Raw genomic sequence first — 16797 nt, forward strand, 5'->3', positions numbered from 1 at the left:
AATGGAAAAGACATATAACCCGCAAGATATCGAACAGCCGCTTTACGAGCACTGGGAACAGCAGGGCTACTTTAAGCCAAATGGCGACACCAGCCAGGAAAGCTTCTGCATCATGATCCCGCCGCCGAACGTTACCGGCAGCTTGCATATGGGTCACGCCTTCCAGCAAACGATCATGGACACCATGATTCGTTACCAGCGCATGCAGGGTAAAAATACTCTGTGGCAGGCGGGGACTGACCACGCCGGTATCGCGACCCAGATGGTCGTTGAGCGCAAAATTGCCGCCGAAGAAGGGAAAACACGTCACGACTACGGCCGCGACGCCTTTATCGAGAAAATCTGGCAGTGGAAGGCAGAGTCTGGTGGCACCATCACCCGTCAGATGCGTCGTCTCGGCAACTCCGTAGACTGGGAGCGCGAGCGCTTCACCATGGATGAAGGCCTGTCCAACGCGGTGAAAGAAGTGTTCGTGCGTCTGTATAAAGAAGATCTGATTTATCGTGGCAAACGCCTGGTTAACTGGGACCCGAAACTGCGCACTGCGATTTCCGATCTGGAAGTTGAAAACCGCGAGTCCAAAGGTTCTATGTGGCATCTGCGTTATCCGCTGGCTGACGGCGCGAAAACCGCTGATGGCAAAGATTACCTGGTTGTTGCTACCACGCGTCCAGAAACCGTGCTCGGCGATACTGGCGTAGCAGTGAACCCGGAAGATCCGCGTTATAAAGATTTGATCGGAAAATTCCTCGTACTGCCACTGGTTAACCGCCGCATTCCAATCGTTGGCGATGAACACGCTGATATGGAAAAAGGCACCGGCTGCGTGAAAATCACGCCTGCTCACGACTTCAACGACTACGAAGTTGGCCGCCGTCACGCGCTGCCAATGATCAACATTCTTACCTTTGACGGTGATATCCGTGAGAGCGCAGAAGTGTTTGATACCAACGGCGAAGAAGCCGATGTGTATAGCAATGAAATCCCCGCTCAGTTCCAGAAACTTGAGCGTTTCGCGGCGCGTAAAGCGGTAGTTGCTGCGTTCGATGAAATGGGCCTGCTCGAAGAGATCAAACCACACGATCTGACCGTTCCATACGGCGACCGTGGCGGCGTCGTTATTGAGCCAATGCTGACTGACCAATGGTACGTGCGTACCGCTCCGCTGGCGAAAGTCGCGGTAGAAGCGGTTGAGCAAGGCGACATTCAGTTCGTGCCGAAGCAGTACGAAAACATGTACTTCTCCTGGATGCGTGATATTCAGGACTGGTGTATTTCTCGTCAGCTGTGGTGGGGTCACCGTATCCCAGCCTGGTACGATGCCGAAGGCAATGTGTATGTTGGCCGTAACGAAGCGGAAGTTCGCGCTGAAAACAACCTTGGCGACGACGTTGCACTGAATCAAGACGAAGACGTTCTCGACACCTGGTTCTCTTCTGGCCTGTGGACATTCTCCACCCTCGGCTGGCCTGAGAACACCGAAGCGCTGCGCACCTTCCACCCAACCAGCGTGATGGTTAGCGGCTTCGACATCATCTTCTTCTGGATTGCACGCATGATCATGCTGACCATGCACTTCATCAAAGATGAAGACGGCAAGCCACAGGTTCCGTTTAAAACTGTCTATATGACCGGTCTTATCCGTGATGACGAAGGGCAGAAAATGTCCAAGTCCAAGGGTAACGTTATCGATCCACTGGATATGGTTGACGGTATTTCCCTGGAAGACCTGCTCGAGAAGCGCACCGGTAACATGATGCAGCCACAACTGGCTGAGAAAATCCGTAAACGCACCGAGAAGCAATTCCCGAACGGCATTGAACCACACGGCACCGATGCACTGCGCTTTACGCTGGCAGCTCTGGCGTCTACTGGTCGCGATATCAACTGGGACATGAAACGCCTGGAAGGTTATCGTAACTTCTGTAACAAGCTGTGGAACGCCAGCCGTTTCGTGATGATGAACACCGAAGACCAGGATTGCGGCTTTAACGGCGGCGAAATGGTTCTGTCTCTGGCGGATCGCTGGATTCTGGCGGAATTCAACCGCACTGTGAAAGCATACCGTGAGGCGCTGGATAGCTATCGCTTTGATATCGCTGCCAACATTCTGTATGAATTCACCTGGAACCAGTTCTGTGACTGGTATCTGGAGCTGACCAAACCGGTGATGAACAGTGGCACTGAAGCGGAACTGCGCGGTACGCGTAATACGCTGATTAACGTGCTGGAAGGTTTGCTGCGTCTTGCGCATCCAATCATTCCATTCATCACTGAAACCATCTGGCAGCGCGTGAAGACCTTCAAAGGCATCACCGCAGATACCATCATGCTGCAACCGTTCCCGGCGTATAACAGCGCACAGGACGACGAAGCTGCGTTTGCAGATACCGAGTGGCTGAAGCTGGCAATCACCGCAGTACGTAACGTTCGCGCTGAGATGAACATCTCTCCGGGCAAACCACTGCCAATCCTGCTGCGTAACGTGAGCGCGGAAGCGGAACGTCGTGTCAATGCGAACCGTACCTTCCTGCAAAACCTGGCGCGTCTGGAAAGCATCACCCTGCTGCCTGCTGATGATAAAGGCCCGGTTTCCGTGACCAAAATCATCGAAGGTGCAGAGCTGCTGATTCCAATGGCAGGCCTGGTCGACAAAGCGGCTGAACTTGCGCGTCTGGACAAAGAGATGGCGAAGCTGGATGTTGAAATTACATCCATCGAAAACAAGCTGTCTAACGAAGGTTTTGTGGCGCGCGCGCCAGAAGCCGTAGTTGCGAAAGAACGCGAACGTCTGGCGGCATGTGGCGAAGCTAAAGTGAAATTGGCTGAGCAGAAAGAAACTATAGCTGCGCTGTAATTGAGTGCATTGATATGAGAAGGCCGGGAGATTTCCCGGCCTTTTTTATGACTACAAACTGATATCTGGTACGATCCCACACGAAATTCGGCTCACAATATCTGCGGCGATTTTGTCGTCATGGTCTTGCAGATCTAATGCGTCTAAATCACCATCTACCCAAGTATTACTCGCAAGGTAGCGACAATAGCGAACTCGCGCCCACGGATAGCCGAACCCTAAAGTACAGACTGTCAGTAAACTATTTATTACTAGTTGGATAATAAAACCTATCACCGTAAGCGTGGAACGGAAAGCAATCTTTTCACTAAAAACTACAGAGTTAAAATAATAACCTCTCAGTGTGACATAGATATAACTCCAACACAGTACTGCACCGAAAAAGTAAAGATAATAAGAAATCTTAATCATCGAGCTAATTGATTCAAGTTCAGATAGTGTATATGGAGACTCTACATACCCCGACATAGTTATTGATAATGCTTTTATCAGCCACGATAAGTTTAATCCAACTATTGCTACCATGAATGGAAGCAGTACTAAAATACCGCCAAATATAATCCTGGTACATTTTCTGATACTAATTTCCGCACTAAATTTTTGCTTACCAAAGCTCAGTCTGTTAAAAAGCAAACGTAGCCACAATGCACTTGTAATGCCTTGTACAAGTCCACCCCAAAAAAAACCAAACATCACGCATATCGCAATGATAATCATCATATTCTTAAGATTAATAGATATTACAATGAACACGACACTCATAGTGATTAGGCAAATAAAATAAAGCACTGCAAATAATAACGCTGGACAGCCTAACACCACCCACCATGCTTTCAAACCACTACATTTAAAATTAAAACGTACATTATTAAGCATAGTTGATTGCATTTGATAACGAATACTTCTCATCATAAGCCATGGTAAAAATAAAATAACCACAGCGACTAAGCACCAAGTGGGAGCAGATGCATGATGATAAATTGACATATAAAGCGAAAGTAAAAAAACACCTGCAAACACCCAGCTTATGAATATTGAGCTCCCTGTAACATTATAGGAAAACCGAGATCCTGATAATTCAGTATGACTATATAAATACTTTTTAGAACGTACAAAAGCCCAGGGAGCAAAAACGCCAAGTGTTACTATTATTAACAAAAAATTAACGATACAAAGACGAAAATACTCTTTCCCCAAACCATGAAACATTAGATTTCTTGAATAATTTACTTCCGTACACCCCTGTTGCTCAGACATAGTTATCCTTAAGGAATTATTCCTTATTATTTTTAATTATTAATACAGCCGAATTTGTCGATTAGCGTTTAAGCGCACATTAACATCTTTAAATATGTCGAAGCGGGAATCAATGAACATTTTAGAAACTTGCTTGTTAAGTTTCACAGTGGTATTAAAATGAGCTGTCTTTAGCCCATCATTAATGAGTCCACGCTATGAATCTTGCTGCTCCGGTTGAAATCGCACTGCGCCGGATAACCCCCCAGGACAATGCGGCCATCGCGCGCGTTATCCGCGAAGTCTCTGCTGAATACGGCTTAACCGCCGATAAAGGCTATACCGTGGCAGATCCGAATCTCGATGAGCTTTATCAGGTCTACAGCCAACCGGGTCATGCCTATTGGGTTGTGGAAGTGGATGGTGAAGTCGTCGGTGGTGGTGGTGTCGCGCCGTTAACGTGCAGCGAACCGGACATTTGTGAATTGCAGAAGATGTATTTCCTGCCAGTAGTGCGTGGCAAAGGGTTGGCAAAACGCCTGGCGTTGCAGGCAATGGATTTTGCCCGCGAAAAAGACTTTAAGCGCTGCTATCTGGAAACCACGGCGTTTCTGACTGAAGCCATCGCGCTGTATGAGCGTCTGGGCTTTGAACATATTTCTGAGCCGCTTGGCTGCACCGGCCATGTGGATTGCGAAGTGCGGATGATTAAGTCTCTGTAACCGTTTTAAACGGGTTTACTGAATCTATTCAATCCAGTAAACCCTGCAACTTTTTATTGGGTCGCTAACCGTTGAATTCGCTTATCACGGCGGATTTTGCGTTCTTCCATCACCGCAACCATCGCCATCAGCACGATGCAACAAATTGCCGCGGCATCAAGCGCTGCGAAAGTCCCTGCCCAGCCAGTCAGACCAAAGATTGGCGTACCGTCGGCAATCATCCCAAGCCCTAATTTAGCGAAGCTGTCGCCAATCAGATAGGCGAAAGTACCTTTGATGCCGTCAGCCGCACCGATAGCTTTTTTCGGAACGAAGCCCACCGCCGCCACACCAATCAACAATTGTGGACCAAACACCAGGAAGCCCAGCGCGAACAGTGATGCCAGGTAGACATACTGGTTGCTGGCGTGCTGATAAATGCCGAGAGTCGCGATGATTAATGCCAGCGCAACGCAGGCCACCAGCGCACGGCGACCGTTCGCCAGATCCGACAACCAGCCCCACAGCAGCGTGCCGACCAATGCCCCCACTTCAAACAGAGTAAAGCCCTGAATCGCCACTTCTTTGGAGAGCTTCAGCTCCTGAAACGCGTAAACCGTGGACCACTGGTCAATACCGATGCGCACGACGTAGAGGAAGATATTGGAGAAGCACAGCAGCCAAATAACTTTGTTCTTCAGCACGTACTCCACGAAGATTTGCCATTTGGTCATCGACTCGTCTTCGGTCTCTTTATCTTCTTCACTGATTTCTTCGCTAAACAATTCTTCAGCTTTGCCCAGACCGTAAGATTCAGGAGAGTCGCTGCCATAACGCAGGCCAATGAAGCCAACAATCAGCGCAATGATGGATGGGAAGATAAACATGCCAATAACGTGGCCGTCGAACAGAACGTTCGCGCCAATCAGCGCCACGCCTGCGGCCCCCGCACCGCCCAGGTTATGGGAGATATTCCACAGCCCCAGATAGGTTCCGCGCTTGCGGCGCGGCGTCCATTTGGTGATGGTGGAGTAGCTGCATGAGCCACCCGCGCTCTGGAAGAAACCGCTCAGGGCGTAGAAGGCAATCATCATAAACAGGCTGACCGAACCGGTGCCCATACTGGCGCTAAAGCCCAGCATACAGATAGCCGAGAGGATCAGCATAAACGGCAGGAATTGTTTGGTATTTTTTCCGTCTGCGTAGTAGGAAACCAGGGTTTTACCCACGCCGTAGGTGATGGAGAAGCCCAGGCCTATCATCCCCAGCTGCGTCATGCTCAACCCGTAGGTAGAGATCATGTCGTTCTGCGCGATGTTGAAGTTCTTACGGATCAGATACATGGTCAGGTAGCCGATAAAGACCACCAGGTAAGACTGCATGAAGGGTTTGAACCACATCTTGCGCCGCACATCGAGCGGCAGATCCAGGGTCGGCTTGCGCACCTGATTTAATATGGCCAGCATGGGTTACTCCTGATTTAAAAACCTGCGTGATAGCAGGCATTGTAAAAATCAGTAGCGGCTTTGGCCTGAGATGGCTTCCAGGAACAACCTGGAAAATTTCTTAGTTTTGCGCCATTCGAGGTAAAAAGGTGAGATGTATCACGCTTCGCTACGGACGCGTGGCGACTGGGCATTCAGGAACGGCAGCAACAGCAGCGCAGAAATACCTGCCGCAATGGCAATCACCGCGAAGTAACCGTTCCAGTGCCAGATATCGATCACGCGAGCCAGCGGCCAGCCAGACAAAGATGCGCCGAGGTAAGCAAACAGGCCAACAAAACCGGTCGCAGCCCCCGCAGCTTCTTTATGCGAGCACTCTGCCGCCGCCATGCCGATAAGCATCTGCGGGCCAAACACAAAGAAACCTGTGGTGAAGAAGCAGGCCGCCTGCATCACATAGCTGGCAAATGGCATCAGCCATAGCGAGCCTACCGAGAGCAAAATCCCAGCGGCAAATATCAGGTTCATCGGCCCACGGTTGCCATTGAAGAGTTTGTCCGATCCCCAGCCTGCCACCAGTGCGCCGATAAACCCGCCGAGCTCAAACATCGTTACCGCCGAGTTCGCAGTGACCAGATCCACGCCCAGAGTCTCCGACATATAGAGATTACCCCAGTCGTTGATCGCCGCCCGCACCACGTAAACCAGGACATAACACAGTGACAGCAGCCAGATATAGGGATTCCCCAGCACGTACTTGTAGAGGATTTCCCGGCGCGTCAGACCTGCGCCTTCCTGCTGCTGGGCGATTTCCAGTTCATCGTGCCGCCAGTCTCCTATCGGCGGCAAGCCCACGGTTTGTGGGCGATCGCGCAGACGCCAGCAGAGAAATAACCCGGCCAGAATAGCCAGTGAACCGGCGATCATCATCCCGGCACGCCAGCCGTAATGCAGTGCCGCCGCGCCGACCACCATCGGGATTAGCGCCCCACCGACGTTATGCGCGGTGTTCCATACCGCCCACCAGCCACCGCGCTCGGTACGGGAGTACCATGCCGTGAGCAAACGGGCGCATACCGGCGAACCCCAACCCTGGAAAAAGGCATTCAGCACCCACAGCAACGCGAATGCCCAAAGGGAGGTGGAGAAACCAAAAAGAATGTTAACCACACCGGTGGCGATAAGCCCCAACCCCATAAAATAACGGGCGTTTGAGCGGTCACTGACGATGCCGGAGAAAAATTTCGACAGCCCATAAGTTATGTAAAACAGCGTAGCCAACAGGCCGATGTCGGTACGTGTCATCACGCCGCTGGCGAGGATTTCCGGCGCGGCGGCATTAAAGCTTTTACGGGTAAAGTAAAACAGCGCATAACCCAACCAGATGGTGATTAGAATATGCCGACGCCAGTAGCTATAGCGTGCGTCAATTTCAGCTTTATCGCTGACTGGCGTCGCAGCCGGTGGGGCTTTCAGGAAAGTGAACATCGTCAGTCCTTACGCATATCGCAATGGCAAACTGACGCTGACGCGCGTGCCGTGAGTACAGGAAATAGTGAGGTTTCCGCCGAGTGCCGTAACCCGTTCGCGCATACCTGCCAGGCCAAAACCTTGCTGCCCGGAGTCAGTAGGCAGGCCGCTGCCGTCATCTTCAATCACCAACATCAGGCGTATGTCCTGCTGCCAGCCCTGGATCGTTACTGCGCTGGCGCTGGCGTGTTTCACAATGTTATTCAGCCCTTCCTGGCAAACGCGGAACAGCGTAACGCGCTGGCTTTCACTCAGTAGCGGCTCGTCGATTTTCCAGTCGAGGTGGCTCACGATGCCACGGCTTTCCAGTTCCATTTCACGCATCAACGAACGAATCGCCTGCTCCAGAGATAAATCATCCAGCTGGCGTGGGCGCAGCCTTCCCAGCAGGCGGCGTACCGAATCGTAAATCCCAAGGGAGAGCTGTTCGATATGCGCCCCACCCAGTTTTACCCCTTCGTTACCCGGTGCCAGGCGCTGCACAATCCCCGCCTGGGTACGAATCGCGGTAATGGTCTGGCCGATATCGTCATGGAGTTCGCGCGCCACTTCGCGCCGCACGCTCTCCTCGGTTTCCATCAGCCGTTCAGCAAGACGGCGATTGCGCGCAAGCTCAGTTTGCAGAGACTGGTTAAGCTCACGCAGGCGTTGGATCCCCGCGCCCAGCAACAGCCCGGTCAGGCTTTGTGCCAACAACGAAAGCAGCAGATCCACCGGGTGATCGTGCCAGGTTTGGCTGGCGATCAGCGCAATGGCATTCATCAACGTCGCGATCAGTGCGCCCTGCCAGCCGTAATGCCAGGCCAGGGCGATAATCGGCAACGCCAGGCAAAATGGGGTAAAACGGGAAAGTTCGTCAGGTAGCCCAAGTTGTAGCCACAGGCTGACCACAAACAGCAGCAGATACCAGATAAGGTGACGGGCACGCCAGTTCACTGGCTGTGAAACCAGTCCTGGCCCCAGCGGCTGCCAGACGGTACTGGTGAGGTAATGCCAGATAACGAGGCAAGTTGGAGCCAGGGTTAACCCGCCGGTCAACGTCAGCAACAGCGCGTTCAGGGTCTCCTGCCCTTGCCCAAGCCACGGCAACGACTGTAACAGTGCGGCGGCAATCAGCGCCCCGCCCTGACGCAGCAACGTGCGCCAGTCACGCTGATGGCGATAGCGGGAAATCAGCGCCACAGGCAGAAGGGTTAGCACACCGCCGACCATTAACAACGGAAGATGCGCCAGTGCGACTTCCTGCGCCAGCCAGACGAGCATCAACCACTCCGCGCCGAGCAATACGGGCCAGTAGCCACGCGGGCATTGCAGCATCAGCCCTAAACGCAGGCCAAAAGGAAACAGCAGCACGGCAAGCTCAGGCCGTTCCACCAGGTGCAAGCTAATGCTCCACAGGCAAAACCAACTGGCCGTAAAGATAAAAAAGCTGGCGACGACGGAGATAAACCGGGAGAAAAAAGGTTGCATCACCATCCGTCAAACAGGCGGTGAGCCAGACCGACATCGTTACTGACGTCGAGTTTTTCCATCAGATTGGCGCGATGCACGTGAACCGTCTTTGGCGATAACCCAAGCTCGGTGGCAATCTCTTTCACCGCCATGCCCTGGGCCAGTTTTTCCGCCACCTGGCGCTCGCGTTTGGTTAGCGGATCCTGCCGTCCGGCCGCCAGTTTAACGGCGATGTCTGGCGTCAAGTAGCAGCCACCCGTCGCTACCGTATGCACGGCGGCAATCAGCTCATCCGGGCTACAGCGTTTTGACAGAAAGCCTCGCGCGCCAGCGTTTAAAGCCTGCTCCACCAGTGCCGGGCTATCGTGCACCGACAACATAATCGTCGCCATCCCTTTGGGTAGCTGGCTGAGCAGTTCCAGCCCGGAAATATCCGGCATCGAGATGTCGCAAATACACACCTGCACGCCGCGCCCCGGCAGCCCAGCCAGCGCTTCGCGCCCGGAGCCGAACTCAACCACAATCTGAAAATCCGGCTCCAGCCCCAACAGCTGTGCAAAGCCGGAGCGGACGATAAGGTGGTCGTCAATAAGGGCGATGGTTATCATGATACTTTCCAGGAAGGTAAAAACGCGCTTACCTTAGCGATAAGCGCGAAGCTGTTCAAGCCTTAAGCAATTCGAGGGAGGCCACAGGCAGATGAACATACAGCGGCACTTCAGGATCCTGCAGTTTAAGAGGAAGGTAAGCCGCTGTGGAAACGAAACTCTTCATCCGGGCTGCTAATTAATGCCGCTTCGACCTCGCCAAAGAAACGCACACGATCGCTGATGTCCCCACCCGCAATCTGTTCTGCCAGTGCTAAATAATCCTGATAATGCCGGGCTTCCGAACGCAGCAGCGACAAATAGAATTTCTGTAGTTCATCATCCAGATGCGGTGCCAGAGCGGCGAAACGCTCACAGGATCGCGCCTCGATATACGCCCCGCAAATCAGTTTATCCACCAGCATTACCGGCTCATGCGTTCGCGTTTGGCCCAGCAGCGCTTTGGCGTAACGGCTGGCGGTCATTTTCACGTAGGCAATGTTGCGGGCATGCATGATCTCGCGCACCTGCCAAAAGTGGTGCAGCTCTTCTTTAATCAACAACACCATGCTGTCGATAAGTTGCTGGCCCCAGGCACTCTGCGTTTGCGGCATGACGTTTTTGCTCAAGGTTTTATGCAGCGCGACAAAATCAGGTTCGGCTCCCTCACGGAAAGCGAAATCTTCGTAGGGTTTTAGCCAATCAAGTAAAAACTGCGCACTGCTTTTATCTGCGACATATTTACGAATCAGGAACATGGCCGTTTGTGCCGCTTTGAGTTCGCACACCAGATGGTCAGTCAGCAGCAATGGCAAATGCTCAGGCTGGCGGGCCTTTTCAATCCATGCATCAGGTGTTGGGCAGTGCAGAAAATGCAGTACCGGGGAGAGGAGTTGCGGGTAGTTCATAATGAGTTGTTATCTTTCGTTGATGTGCAGCGGCAATCGCCGCTGCACAGAAGAGATTAGTGGCGGACGCCGTCGTCGTCTTCGTCGGCTAAATCTTCGTCGTCATCACCTTCTTCACCGTCTTCGCCATTCGGATCTTCGTAGTAAGTGCCCCAACCGTCATATTCCACACCAAATTTTTCAGCGAGGTTCAGCAGTTGCTCTACTTGCTCATCCAACAGCTCAGCTTTTAACGCACTTTCGCTCAGCACGTCACAGCAGATAACGGTATCACCCTCTTCCACTTCCAGCTCTTCCGGGTCAGTAACTTCGTAACCCATTTTGAAAGCTTCAACAGCTGCTTTTTCAAGAGTTTCGAAATCGTCTGCGGAAAGGTGATGCTCAATAGTGTACAGCGCGTCAGGATCGCTGCCGTCTTCCAGTAATTCTTCAATAATCAAACGCGTTTCTTCGCGTTGCTCTTCGAGCAGTTCTGGATTTGCCATGGCCCTTTCCTCAATTTGTAGGCAGATACTTCTATTTTCACACACGGCTGAGTTTGCCTCCACCTTTCCCGATAAAGATTTATTCGTCGGGGGTTGCAAATGCATAATCATACATATAAATTGAATTTTAATTCAATAAGTGGCAGGTGCCATGCGAGGAAAATATGAGTCATTTCTATCAAAAGCATTTTCTTAAATTACTGGATTTCACCCCTGCACAGCTTCACGAGTTACTTGCTCTCTCTGCCAAACTAAAAAACGATAATAAAAAAGGCATTGAAGTTCAGCATCTTACTGGAAAAAATATTGCGCTCATCTTCGAAAAAGACTCGACTCGTACGAGGTGCTCTTTCGAAGTTGCCGCATTTGACCAGGGCGCTCGCGTCACTTATCTCGGCCCAAGCGGCAGCCAGATTGGGCATAAAGAATCAATTAAAGATACGGCCCGTGTATTGGGCCGTATGTATGACGGTATTCAGTATCGCGGGTTTGGTCAGGAAATCGTTGAAACACTGGCGCAGCATGCTGGCGTGCCGGTGTGGAACGGGTTGACCAATGAGTACCATCCCACGCAATTGCTGGCCGACCTGCTGACAATGCAGGAGCACATGCCAGGCAAAACTTTCAAAGAAATGACACTGGTCTATGCGGGTGATGCGCGTAATAACATGGGCAATTCCATGCTCGAAGCCGCGGCACTTACCGGGCTGAATCTGTGCCTTGTGGCTCCACAAGCCTGCTGGCCTGATGAAAAGCTGGTGGCAGAGTGCCAGGCAATGGCCGCTCACAATGGCGGGAAAATCACGCTCACTGAAGATATTGCCCCAGGCGTTAAAGGCGCTGACTTCATTTATACCGATGTGTGGGTATCAATGGGTGAAGCCAAAGAGAAATGGGCTGAGCGTATTAACCTGCTGCGCCCTTATCAAGTTAATAGCACGATGCTGGCGTTAACCGGTAATCCGCAGGTTAAATTCCTGCACTGCCTACCTGCATTCCATGATGACCAGACGACGCTGGGCAAGCAGATGGCAGAACAATATGGCCTGCATGGCGGTATGGAAGTGACGGACGAGGTGTTTGAATCGGCAAATAGCGTTGTTTTTGATCAGGCTGAAAACCGTATGCACACCATCAAAGCGGTGATGGTCGCCACCCTTGCGGATATTTAATGAGTTTTAAAGCCGGGTAAGCACACTGCGCTACCCGGCATTATTTTTAGGCCATCAACATCTTCACAACGACCTTACGCACGGTCGCAGGCTTGCCAACAGCGCACAGCGGCTTGTGAACTTCGCCTGGATAGAACACCACGAAATCCCCTTCATTTAACACAATGGTTTTTTCCTGCTCGCCTTCTGGCAGGAACGCGATGTCCTTGTCAGCCAGCCAGTCAGTTTCTGGCGTGCCCGCAGGCAGGCAGCTAAATGTCATACCTTCCTGGCCGCGCATCACAATCTGGATATCCAGATAGCGCTGGTGAAACTCTGCTGGGCGCTCTTCAATCGGTTGCGTAGAGTCTTCAGAAACCAACATAAATAGACGGTTACCGTCGATGTCATGCTTGCCCAACGGGGTTTCAGGAGTGATGTGCTGTTTAACATGCTCAATCGCCTGACGCAGTTCTTCCGGAAGCCAGGATTGCAAAGAATGAATGTTGCCAATAATCATGATTAATACCTTTTTGAAACGATGTTTTATTACGGTATTTATACGAGCATTCACCATTTGCCGCCATGAATTTTTTAAGAAAACCTGTGCTGGCGCATGTTTAGCGCAAAACATGTTACAGCTTTGTATCAGCCATGAGGTTTTTATGCATGAAAAAAGCATAACCTCAAAATAGACCCCGGCAGACTCATTCGTAACCTGCTGTTTAAAAAACAAAATTATTTAAAACTAACCACCAGTCACATTTTAAGCTTGGTAAGTAAGTGCAAGTTTAGTCATAAGTATTTTGTTTATTTTCCCATGATGTGGATGAAAAATACGGCTTTATGCATAGTTATATTTAAATTTCAAAATATCCATAAATTTCAATTAATTAAAAAACATCATTTTAGTCACTCAATAACATTGGGTTAACACTAATAAAATAGAATATGCATAATTTCGCGTATTTATTCAGACTTACTAATGACTTTATTTATAATTCCATGACAGCTATCAATTAATTAACAGAGAATTAAAAAGCCCCTTGAGTGCGTGATTAAGCTCACATTAAATATCCCTCATGAAATTAACATACGCCTCGAAGACATTTCGAAAGCCTATTTAACTTGCGGTAATAGTTAACTATTACCACTGATATTTTCATCTCAGGATTCATGCAAAGGAATAGTCATGGATAAGCACTATGTTGGTTCCGAAATTGGACAACTTCGCAGTGTAATGCTGCACCGCCCTAATCTGAGCCTGAAAAGACTCACCCCCTCTAATTGCCAGGAATTATTATTTGACGACGTTTTATCTGTAGAACGTGCTGGTGAAGAACACGATATATTTGCCAATACATTACGTAGTGAGGGGGTTGAAGTTTTATTACTGACTGACCTTCTGACTCAAACCCTGGACGTTAGCGATGCCAAGGCCTGGCTGCTGGCAACACAGATTTCTGACTACCGCCTTGGCCCGGCATTTGCCTCCGATATTCGCAGCTGGCTTGCCGATATGCCACACCGTGAATTGGCTCGCAGGCTGAGTGGTGGCCTGACTTATGGTGAAATTCCAACTTATATTCAAAATATGGTTGTCGATACCCATGAAGTCACCGACTTTATTATGAAGCCGCTGCCGAACCATTTATTCACCCGCGATACTTCCTGCTGGATTTATAATGGCGTATCTATTAACCCAATGGCGAAAGCCGCACGCCAACGTGAAACAAATAACCTGCGGGCCATCTACCGCTGGCATCCAACATTTACCGATGGCAATTTTATTAAGTATTACGGTGACGACAATATTAATTATGACCACGCAACATTAGAAGGTGGTGACGTATTAGTTATTGGTCGTGGCGCGGTATTAATTGGTTTATCTGAGCGCACCACTCCGCAAGGTGTGGAGTTCCTCGCTGAATCATTATTCAAACATCAACAAGCCACTCGCGTTATTGCCGTTGAACTGCCTAAACACCGCTCCTGTATGCACCTAGATACAGTGATGACACACATCGATATCGACACCTTCTCCGTCTACCCGGAAGTGGTCCGCAAAGACGCTCAGTGCTGGACATTAACCCCGGATGGCCGTGGCGGCATCAAACGCCACCAGGAGCCAAACCTGCTGCACGCCATTGAACAGGCGCTGGGCATCGATCAAGTCCGTTTAATCACTACCGGCGGTGATGCGTTCGAAGCAGAACGTGAGCAATGGAATGACGCCAACAACGTGTTAACCGTGCGCCCGGGTGTGGTCATTGGCTATGAACGCAATATCTGGACCAACGAGAAATACGACAAAGCGGGCATCAAAGTCCTGCCGATTCCTGGTGACGAGCTGGGTCGTGGTCGCGGTGGCGCACGCTGCATGAGCTGCCCATTAGAACGTGACGGTATTTAATCCAGGGAGAAATGAAATGGAACACAAACCGACACTGGTTGTAGCACTGGGCGGCAATGCACTATTGAAGCGTGGCGAGCCTCTGGAAGCGGAAATACAACGTAAGAACATTGAGTTAGCGGCTAAAACTATAGCACAACTCACCTCCTCCTGGCGTGTCGTGCTGGTTCATGGCAATGGCCCGCAGGTCGGGTTGCTGGCACTACAAAACAGTGCCTATGAAAAAGTGACGCCATATCCGCTCGATATTCTTGGGGCCGAAAGCCAGGGAATGATTGGCTACATGCTACAGCAGTCGCTGAAAAACCAGCTGCCAAACCGGGAAGTCAGCGTACTGCTGACACAGGTTGAAGTGGATGCCAATGATCCCGCATTCCAGAACCCAACGAAGTACATCGGCCCGGTCTATGACAAGGCGCAAGCCGACATGCTGATTGCTGAAAAAGGCTGGACAGTTAAAGCCGACGGCCAGTATTTCCGCCGTGTGGTGCCATCCCCACAACCAAAACAGATTGTAGAAAGCGATGCGATCAACGCCCTTATCCAGCGCGATCACCTGGTGATTTGTAACGGTGGCGGCGGTGTTCCGGTAGTGGAAAAAGCCGATGGCTACCACGGTATCGAAGCGGTGATTGATAAAGATCTTTCCGCCGCATTGCTGGCACGCCAGATCGAGGCCGATGCGCTTTTGATCCTCACCGATGCGGACGCGGTCTATTTCGATTGGGGAACCCCTGCGCAACGCCCGATTTCGCATATTACGCCACAAGAGTTAGACGCCATGAAATTCGATGCCGGTTCTATGGGACCAAAGGTCGCCGCCTGCAGCAAATTCGTCGCGCAGTGCCACGGTATTGCCGGAATTGGTGCGCTCGAAGATGGCCCGGCAATTCTGGCAGGCGAGAAAGGCACACTGATTCGCGAATAGATGCAGCAATTTTGTCGGATGGCGCAGCACTTGCCCTCAAAGCGTAGGGCGGATAAGCGGCAGCGTCATCCACCAACAATATTAAGGATGTAAAAATGACTATTAACCTGAAAAACCGCAACTTCCTGAAACTGCTGGACTTCAAACCTGTAGAAATCCAGTACCTGATCGATTTGTCTCGCGAACTGAAAGCCGCCAAAAAAGCAGGTACTGAGAAGAAAACCCTGGTGGGCAAAAACATCGCGCTGATCTTTGAAAAAACCTCCACCCGCACACGCTGCGCATTTGAAGTTGGTGCCTTTGATCAAGGTGCTCTGGTGACTTATCTCGGCCCAAGCGGCTCACAGATTGGTCATAAAGAATCAATGAAAGATACCGCCCGCGTATTAGGTCGGATGTATGACGGCATCGAATATCGTGGCTACGGCCAGGATATCGTTGAAGAGCTGGGCGAGTACGCCGGTGTTCCGGTGTGGAACGGCCTGACCAATGAATATCACCCGACTCAAATTCTCGCGGATTTGATGACCATGCTTGAACACGCACCGGACAAAAAACTTCAGGACATCGCTTTCGCTTATCTGGGCGATGCACGCAACAACATGGGTAATTCCCTGATGGTGGGTGCTGCGAAGATGGGTATGGATATTCGCCTGGTGGCACCAAAAGCGTTCTGGCCAGAACCTGCCCTGGTTGAACAATGCCGCGCTATCGCCAAAGAAACAGGTGGCCGCATCATGTTGACCGACAGCGTCGAAGAAGGGGTTGCCGGCGTTGATTTCCTCTACACCGATGTGTGGGTTTCTATGGGCGAGCCTAAAGAAGCCTGGGCTGAACGCGTCAGCATCATGACGCCTTATCAGGTTAACCAAAACGTCATTAATGCCACTGGCAACCCGAATGTGAAATTCATGCACTGCCTGCCTGCTTTCCACAACGAAAACACCAAAGTCGGTAAAGAAATCGAGCAAGAGTACGGCCTGAAAGGGCTGGAAGTGACTGAAGAAGTCTTTGAATCAGCACATTCCATTGTCTTCGATGAAGCCGAAAACCGCATGCATACGATTAAAGCCGTCATGGTTGCCACGCTCGGAGAGTAATTCG

The 16797-nt window shown here is 50.9% G+C and carries 15 protein-coding genes; 7 read left to right on the forward strand and 8 right to left on the reverse strand.

The window, feature by feature from the left end; genetic code table 11:
* Position 1 precedes the first annotated feature (1 nt).
* Positions 2–2857: a valine--tRNA ligase gene (locus M977_RS08365; RefSeq protein ID WP_064513977.1), complete on the forward strand. Its 2856-nt coding sequence runs from the start codon at positions 2–4 to the stop codon at positions 2855–2857.
* A gap of 51 nt (positions 2858–2908) precedes the next feature.
* Here the strand turns inward: M977_RS08365 and M977_RS08370 are convergent, their stop codons facing one another.
* Positions 2909–4114: a YjgN family protein gene (locus M977_RS08370; RefSeq protein ID WP_064513979.1), complete on the reverse strand. Its 1206-nt coding sequence runs from the start codon at positions 4112–4114 to the stop codon at positions 2909–2911.
* Between the two features lie 197 nt (positions 4115–4311).
* Here M977_RS08370 and M977_RS08375 point away from each other — a divergent pair, with 197 nt between their 5' ends.
* Complete coding sequence (locus tag M977_RS08375) at positions 4312–4815, forward strand: GNAT family N-acetyltransferase (RefSeq protein WP_064513981.1); 504 nt, start codon at positions 4312–4314, stop codon at positions 4813–4815.
* Positions 4816–4868: 53 nt separating this feature from the next.
* On the opposite strand, the gene uhpT is transcribed toward M977_RS08375, so the two are convergent.
* The 6 genes from uhpT to rraB form a co-directional block, all read right to left on the reverse strand.
* Positions 4869–6260, reverse strand: a complete 1392-nt coding sequence (gene uhpT, locus M977_RS08380; RefSeq protein ID WP_064513984.1) for a hexose-6-phosphate:phosphate antiporter — start codon at positions 6258–6260, stop codon at positions 4869–4871.
* A 138-nt stretch (positions 6261–6398) separates the two neighbouring features.
* Positions 6399–7727: an MFS transporter gene (uhpC, locus tag M977_RS08385; protein WP_064513986.1), complete on the reverse strand. Its 1329-nt coding sequence runs from the start codon at positions 7725–7727 to the stop codon at positions 6399–6401.
* A 9-nt stretch (positions 7728–7736) separates the two neighbouring features.
* A complete protein-coding gene (uhpB, locus tag M977_RS08390; protein ID WP_064513988.1) occupies positions 7737–9239 on the reverse strand; it encodes a signal transduction histidine-protein kinase/phosphatase UhpB in 1503 nt (500 codons plus the stop codon).
* A complete protein-coding gene (gene uhpA, locus M977_RS08395) occupies positions 9239–9829 on the reverse strand; it encodes a response regulator transcription factor UhpA (RefSeq protein ID WP_064513989.1) in 591 nt (196 codons plus the stop codon). Before uhpA ends, uhpB begins: the two co-directional genes overlap by 1 nt.
* A 125-nt stretch (positions 9830–9954) precedes the next feature.
* Entirely contained in the window at positions 9955–10716 is a 762-nt protein-coding gene (gene miaE / locus M977_RS08400) for a tRNA isopentenyl-2-thiomethyl-A-37 hydroxylase MiaE (RefSeq protein WP_064513992.1), read from the reverse strand.
* A 56-nt stretch (positions 10717–10772) separates the two neighbouring features.
* Positions 10773–11201: a ribonuclease E inhibitor RraB gene (gene rraB / locus M977_RS08405; protein WP_064513995.1), complete on the reverse strand. Its 429-nt coding sequence runs from the start codon at positions 11199–11201 to the stop codon at positions 10773–10775.
* 99 nt (positions 11202–11300) lie between these two features.
* Between rraB and argL the strand changes: the two genes are divergently transcribed.
* Positions 11301–11369 carry a putative translational regulatory protein ArgL gene (argL, locus tag M977_RS26110; protein WP_424221085.1) on the forward strand — a complete coding sequence of 23 codons (69 nt, stop codon included), beginning with the start codon at positions 11301–11303 and terminating at the stop codon, positions 11367–11369.
* Positions 11366–12373, forward strand: coding sequence for an ornithine carbamoyltransferase (argF, locus tag M977_RS08410; RefSeq protein WP_064513997.1), 1008 nt, complete (start codon positions 11366–11368; stop codon positions 12371–12373). The genes argL and argF (M977_RS08410) overlap by 4 nt, the downstream gene beginning before the upstream one ends.
* A gap of 46 nt (positions 12374–12419) precedes the next feature.
* Here argF (M977_RS08410) and M977_RS08415 read toward each other — a convergent pair whose 3' ends face one another.
* Positions 12420–12872, reverse strand: coding sequence for a NanQ anomerase/TabA/YiaL family protein (locus M977_RS08415; RefSeq protein WP_064513999.1), 453 nt, complete (start codon positions 12870–12872; stop codon positions 12420–12422).
* A 672-nt stretch (positions 12873–13544) separates the two neighbouring features.
* Here M977_RS08415 and arcA point away from each other — a divergent pair.
* From arcA to argF (M977_RS08430), 3 genes are all read left to right on the forward strand, one after another.
* Positions 13545–14765 (forward strand): arginine deiminase, encoded by a 1221-nt coding sequence (gene arcA, locus M977_RS08420; protein ID WP_064514001.1) that lies wholly within the window; start codon positions 13545–13547, stop codon positions 14763–14765.
* A gap of 16 nt (positions 14766–14781) precedes the next feature.
* Positions 14782–15693, forward strand: a complete 912-nt coding sequence (locus tag M977_RS08425; RefSeq protein ID WP_064514003.1) for a carbamate kinase — start codon at positions 14782–14784, stop codon at positions 15691–15693.
* Between the two features lie 95 nt (positions 15694–15788).
* Positions 15789–16793, forward strand: coding sequence for an ornithine carbamoyltransferase (argF, locus tag M977_RS08430; RefSeq protein WP_064514005.1), 1005 nt, complete (start codon positions 15789–15791; stop codon positions 16791–16793).
* Positions 16794–16797: the final 4 nt, after the last annotated feature.

It is taken from the genome of Buttiauxella gaviniae ATCC 51604, assembly GCF_001654835.1.
In the GTDB taxonomy this organism is placed as follows: domain Bacteria; phylum Pseudomonadota; class Gammaproteobacteria; order Enterobacterales; family Enterobacteriaceae; genus Buttiauxella; species Buttiauxella gaviniae.

Excerpts from the sequence above, each read along its gene's own strand:
- M977_RS08365 (WP_064513977.1), top strand. The coding sequence starts at position 2 with ATGGAAAAGACATATAACCCGCAAGATATCGAACAGCCGCTTTACGAG.
- M977_RS08370 (WP_064513979.1), bottom strand. The coding sequence starts at position 4,114 with ATGTCTGAGCAACAGGGGTGTACGGAAGTAAATTATTCAAGAAATCTA.
- M977_RS08375 (WP_064513981.1), top strand. The coding sequence starts at position 4,312 with ATGAATCTTGCTGCTCCGGTTGAAATCGCACTGCGCCGGATAACCCCC.
- uhpT (WP_064513984.1), bottom strand. The coding sequence starts at position 6,260 with ATGCTGGCCATATTAAATCAGGTGCGCAAGCCGACCCTGGATCTGCCG.
- uhpC (WP_064513986.1), bottom strand. The coding sequence starts at position 7,727 with ATGTTCACTTTCCTGAAAGCCCCACCGGCTGCGACGCCAGTCAGCGAT.
- uhpB (WP_064513988.1), bottom strand. The coding sequence starts at position 9,239 with ATGCAACCTTTTTTCTCCCGGTTTATCTCCGTCGTCGCCAGCTTTTTT.
- uhpA (WP_064513989.1), bottom strand. The coding sequence starts at position 9,829 with ATGATAACCATCGCCCTTATTGACGACCACCTTATCGTCCGCTCCGGC.
- miaE (WP_064513992.1), bottom strand. The coding sequence starts at position 10,716 with ATGAACTACCCGCAACTCCTCTCCCCGGTACTGCATTTTCTGCACTGC.
- rraB (WP_064513995.1), bottom strand. The coding sequence starts at position 11,201 with ATGGCAAATCCAGAACTGCTCGAAGAGCAACGCGAAGAAACGCGTTTG.
- argF (WP_064513997.1), top strand. The coding sequence starts at position 11,366 with ATGAGTCATTTCTATCAAAAGCATTTTCTTAAATTACTGGATTTCACC.
- M977_RS08415 (WP_064513999.1), bottom strand. The coding sequence starts at position 12,872 with ATGATTATTGGCAACATTCATTCTTTGCAATCCTGGCTTCCGGAAGAA.
- arcA (WP_064514001.1), top strand. The coding sequence starts at position 13,545 with ATGGATAAGCACTATGTTGGTTCCGAAATTGGACAACTTCGCAGTGTA.
- M977_RS08425 (WP_064514003.1), top strand. The coding sequence starts at position 14,782 with ATGGAACACAAACCGACACTGGTTGTAGCACTGGGCGGCAATGCACTA.
- argF (WP_064514005.1), top strand. The coding sequence starts at position 15,789 with ATGACTATTAACCTGAAAAACCGCAACTTCCTGAAACTGCTGGACTTC.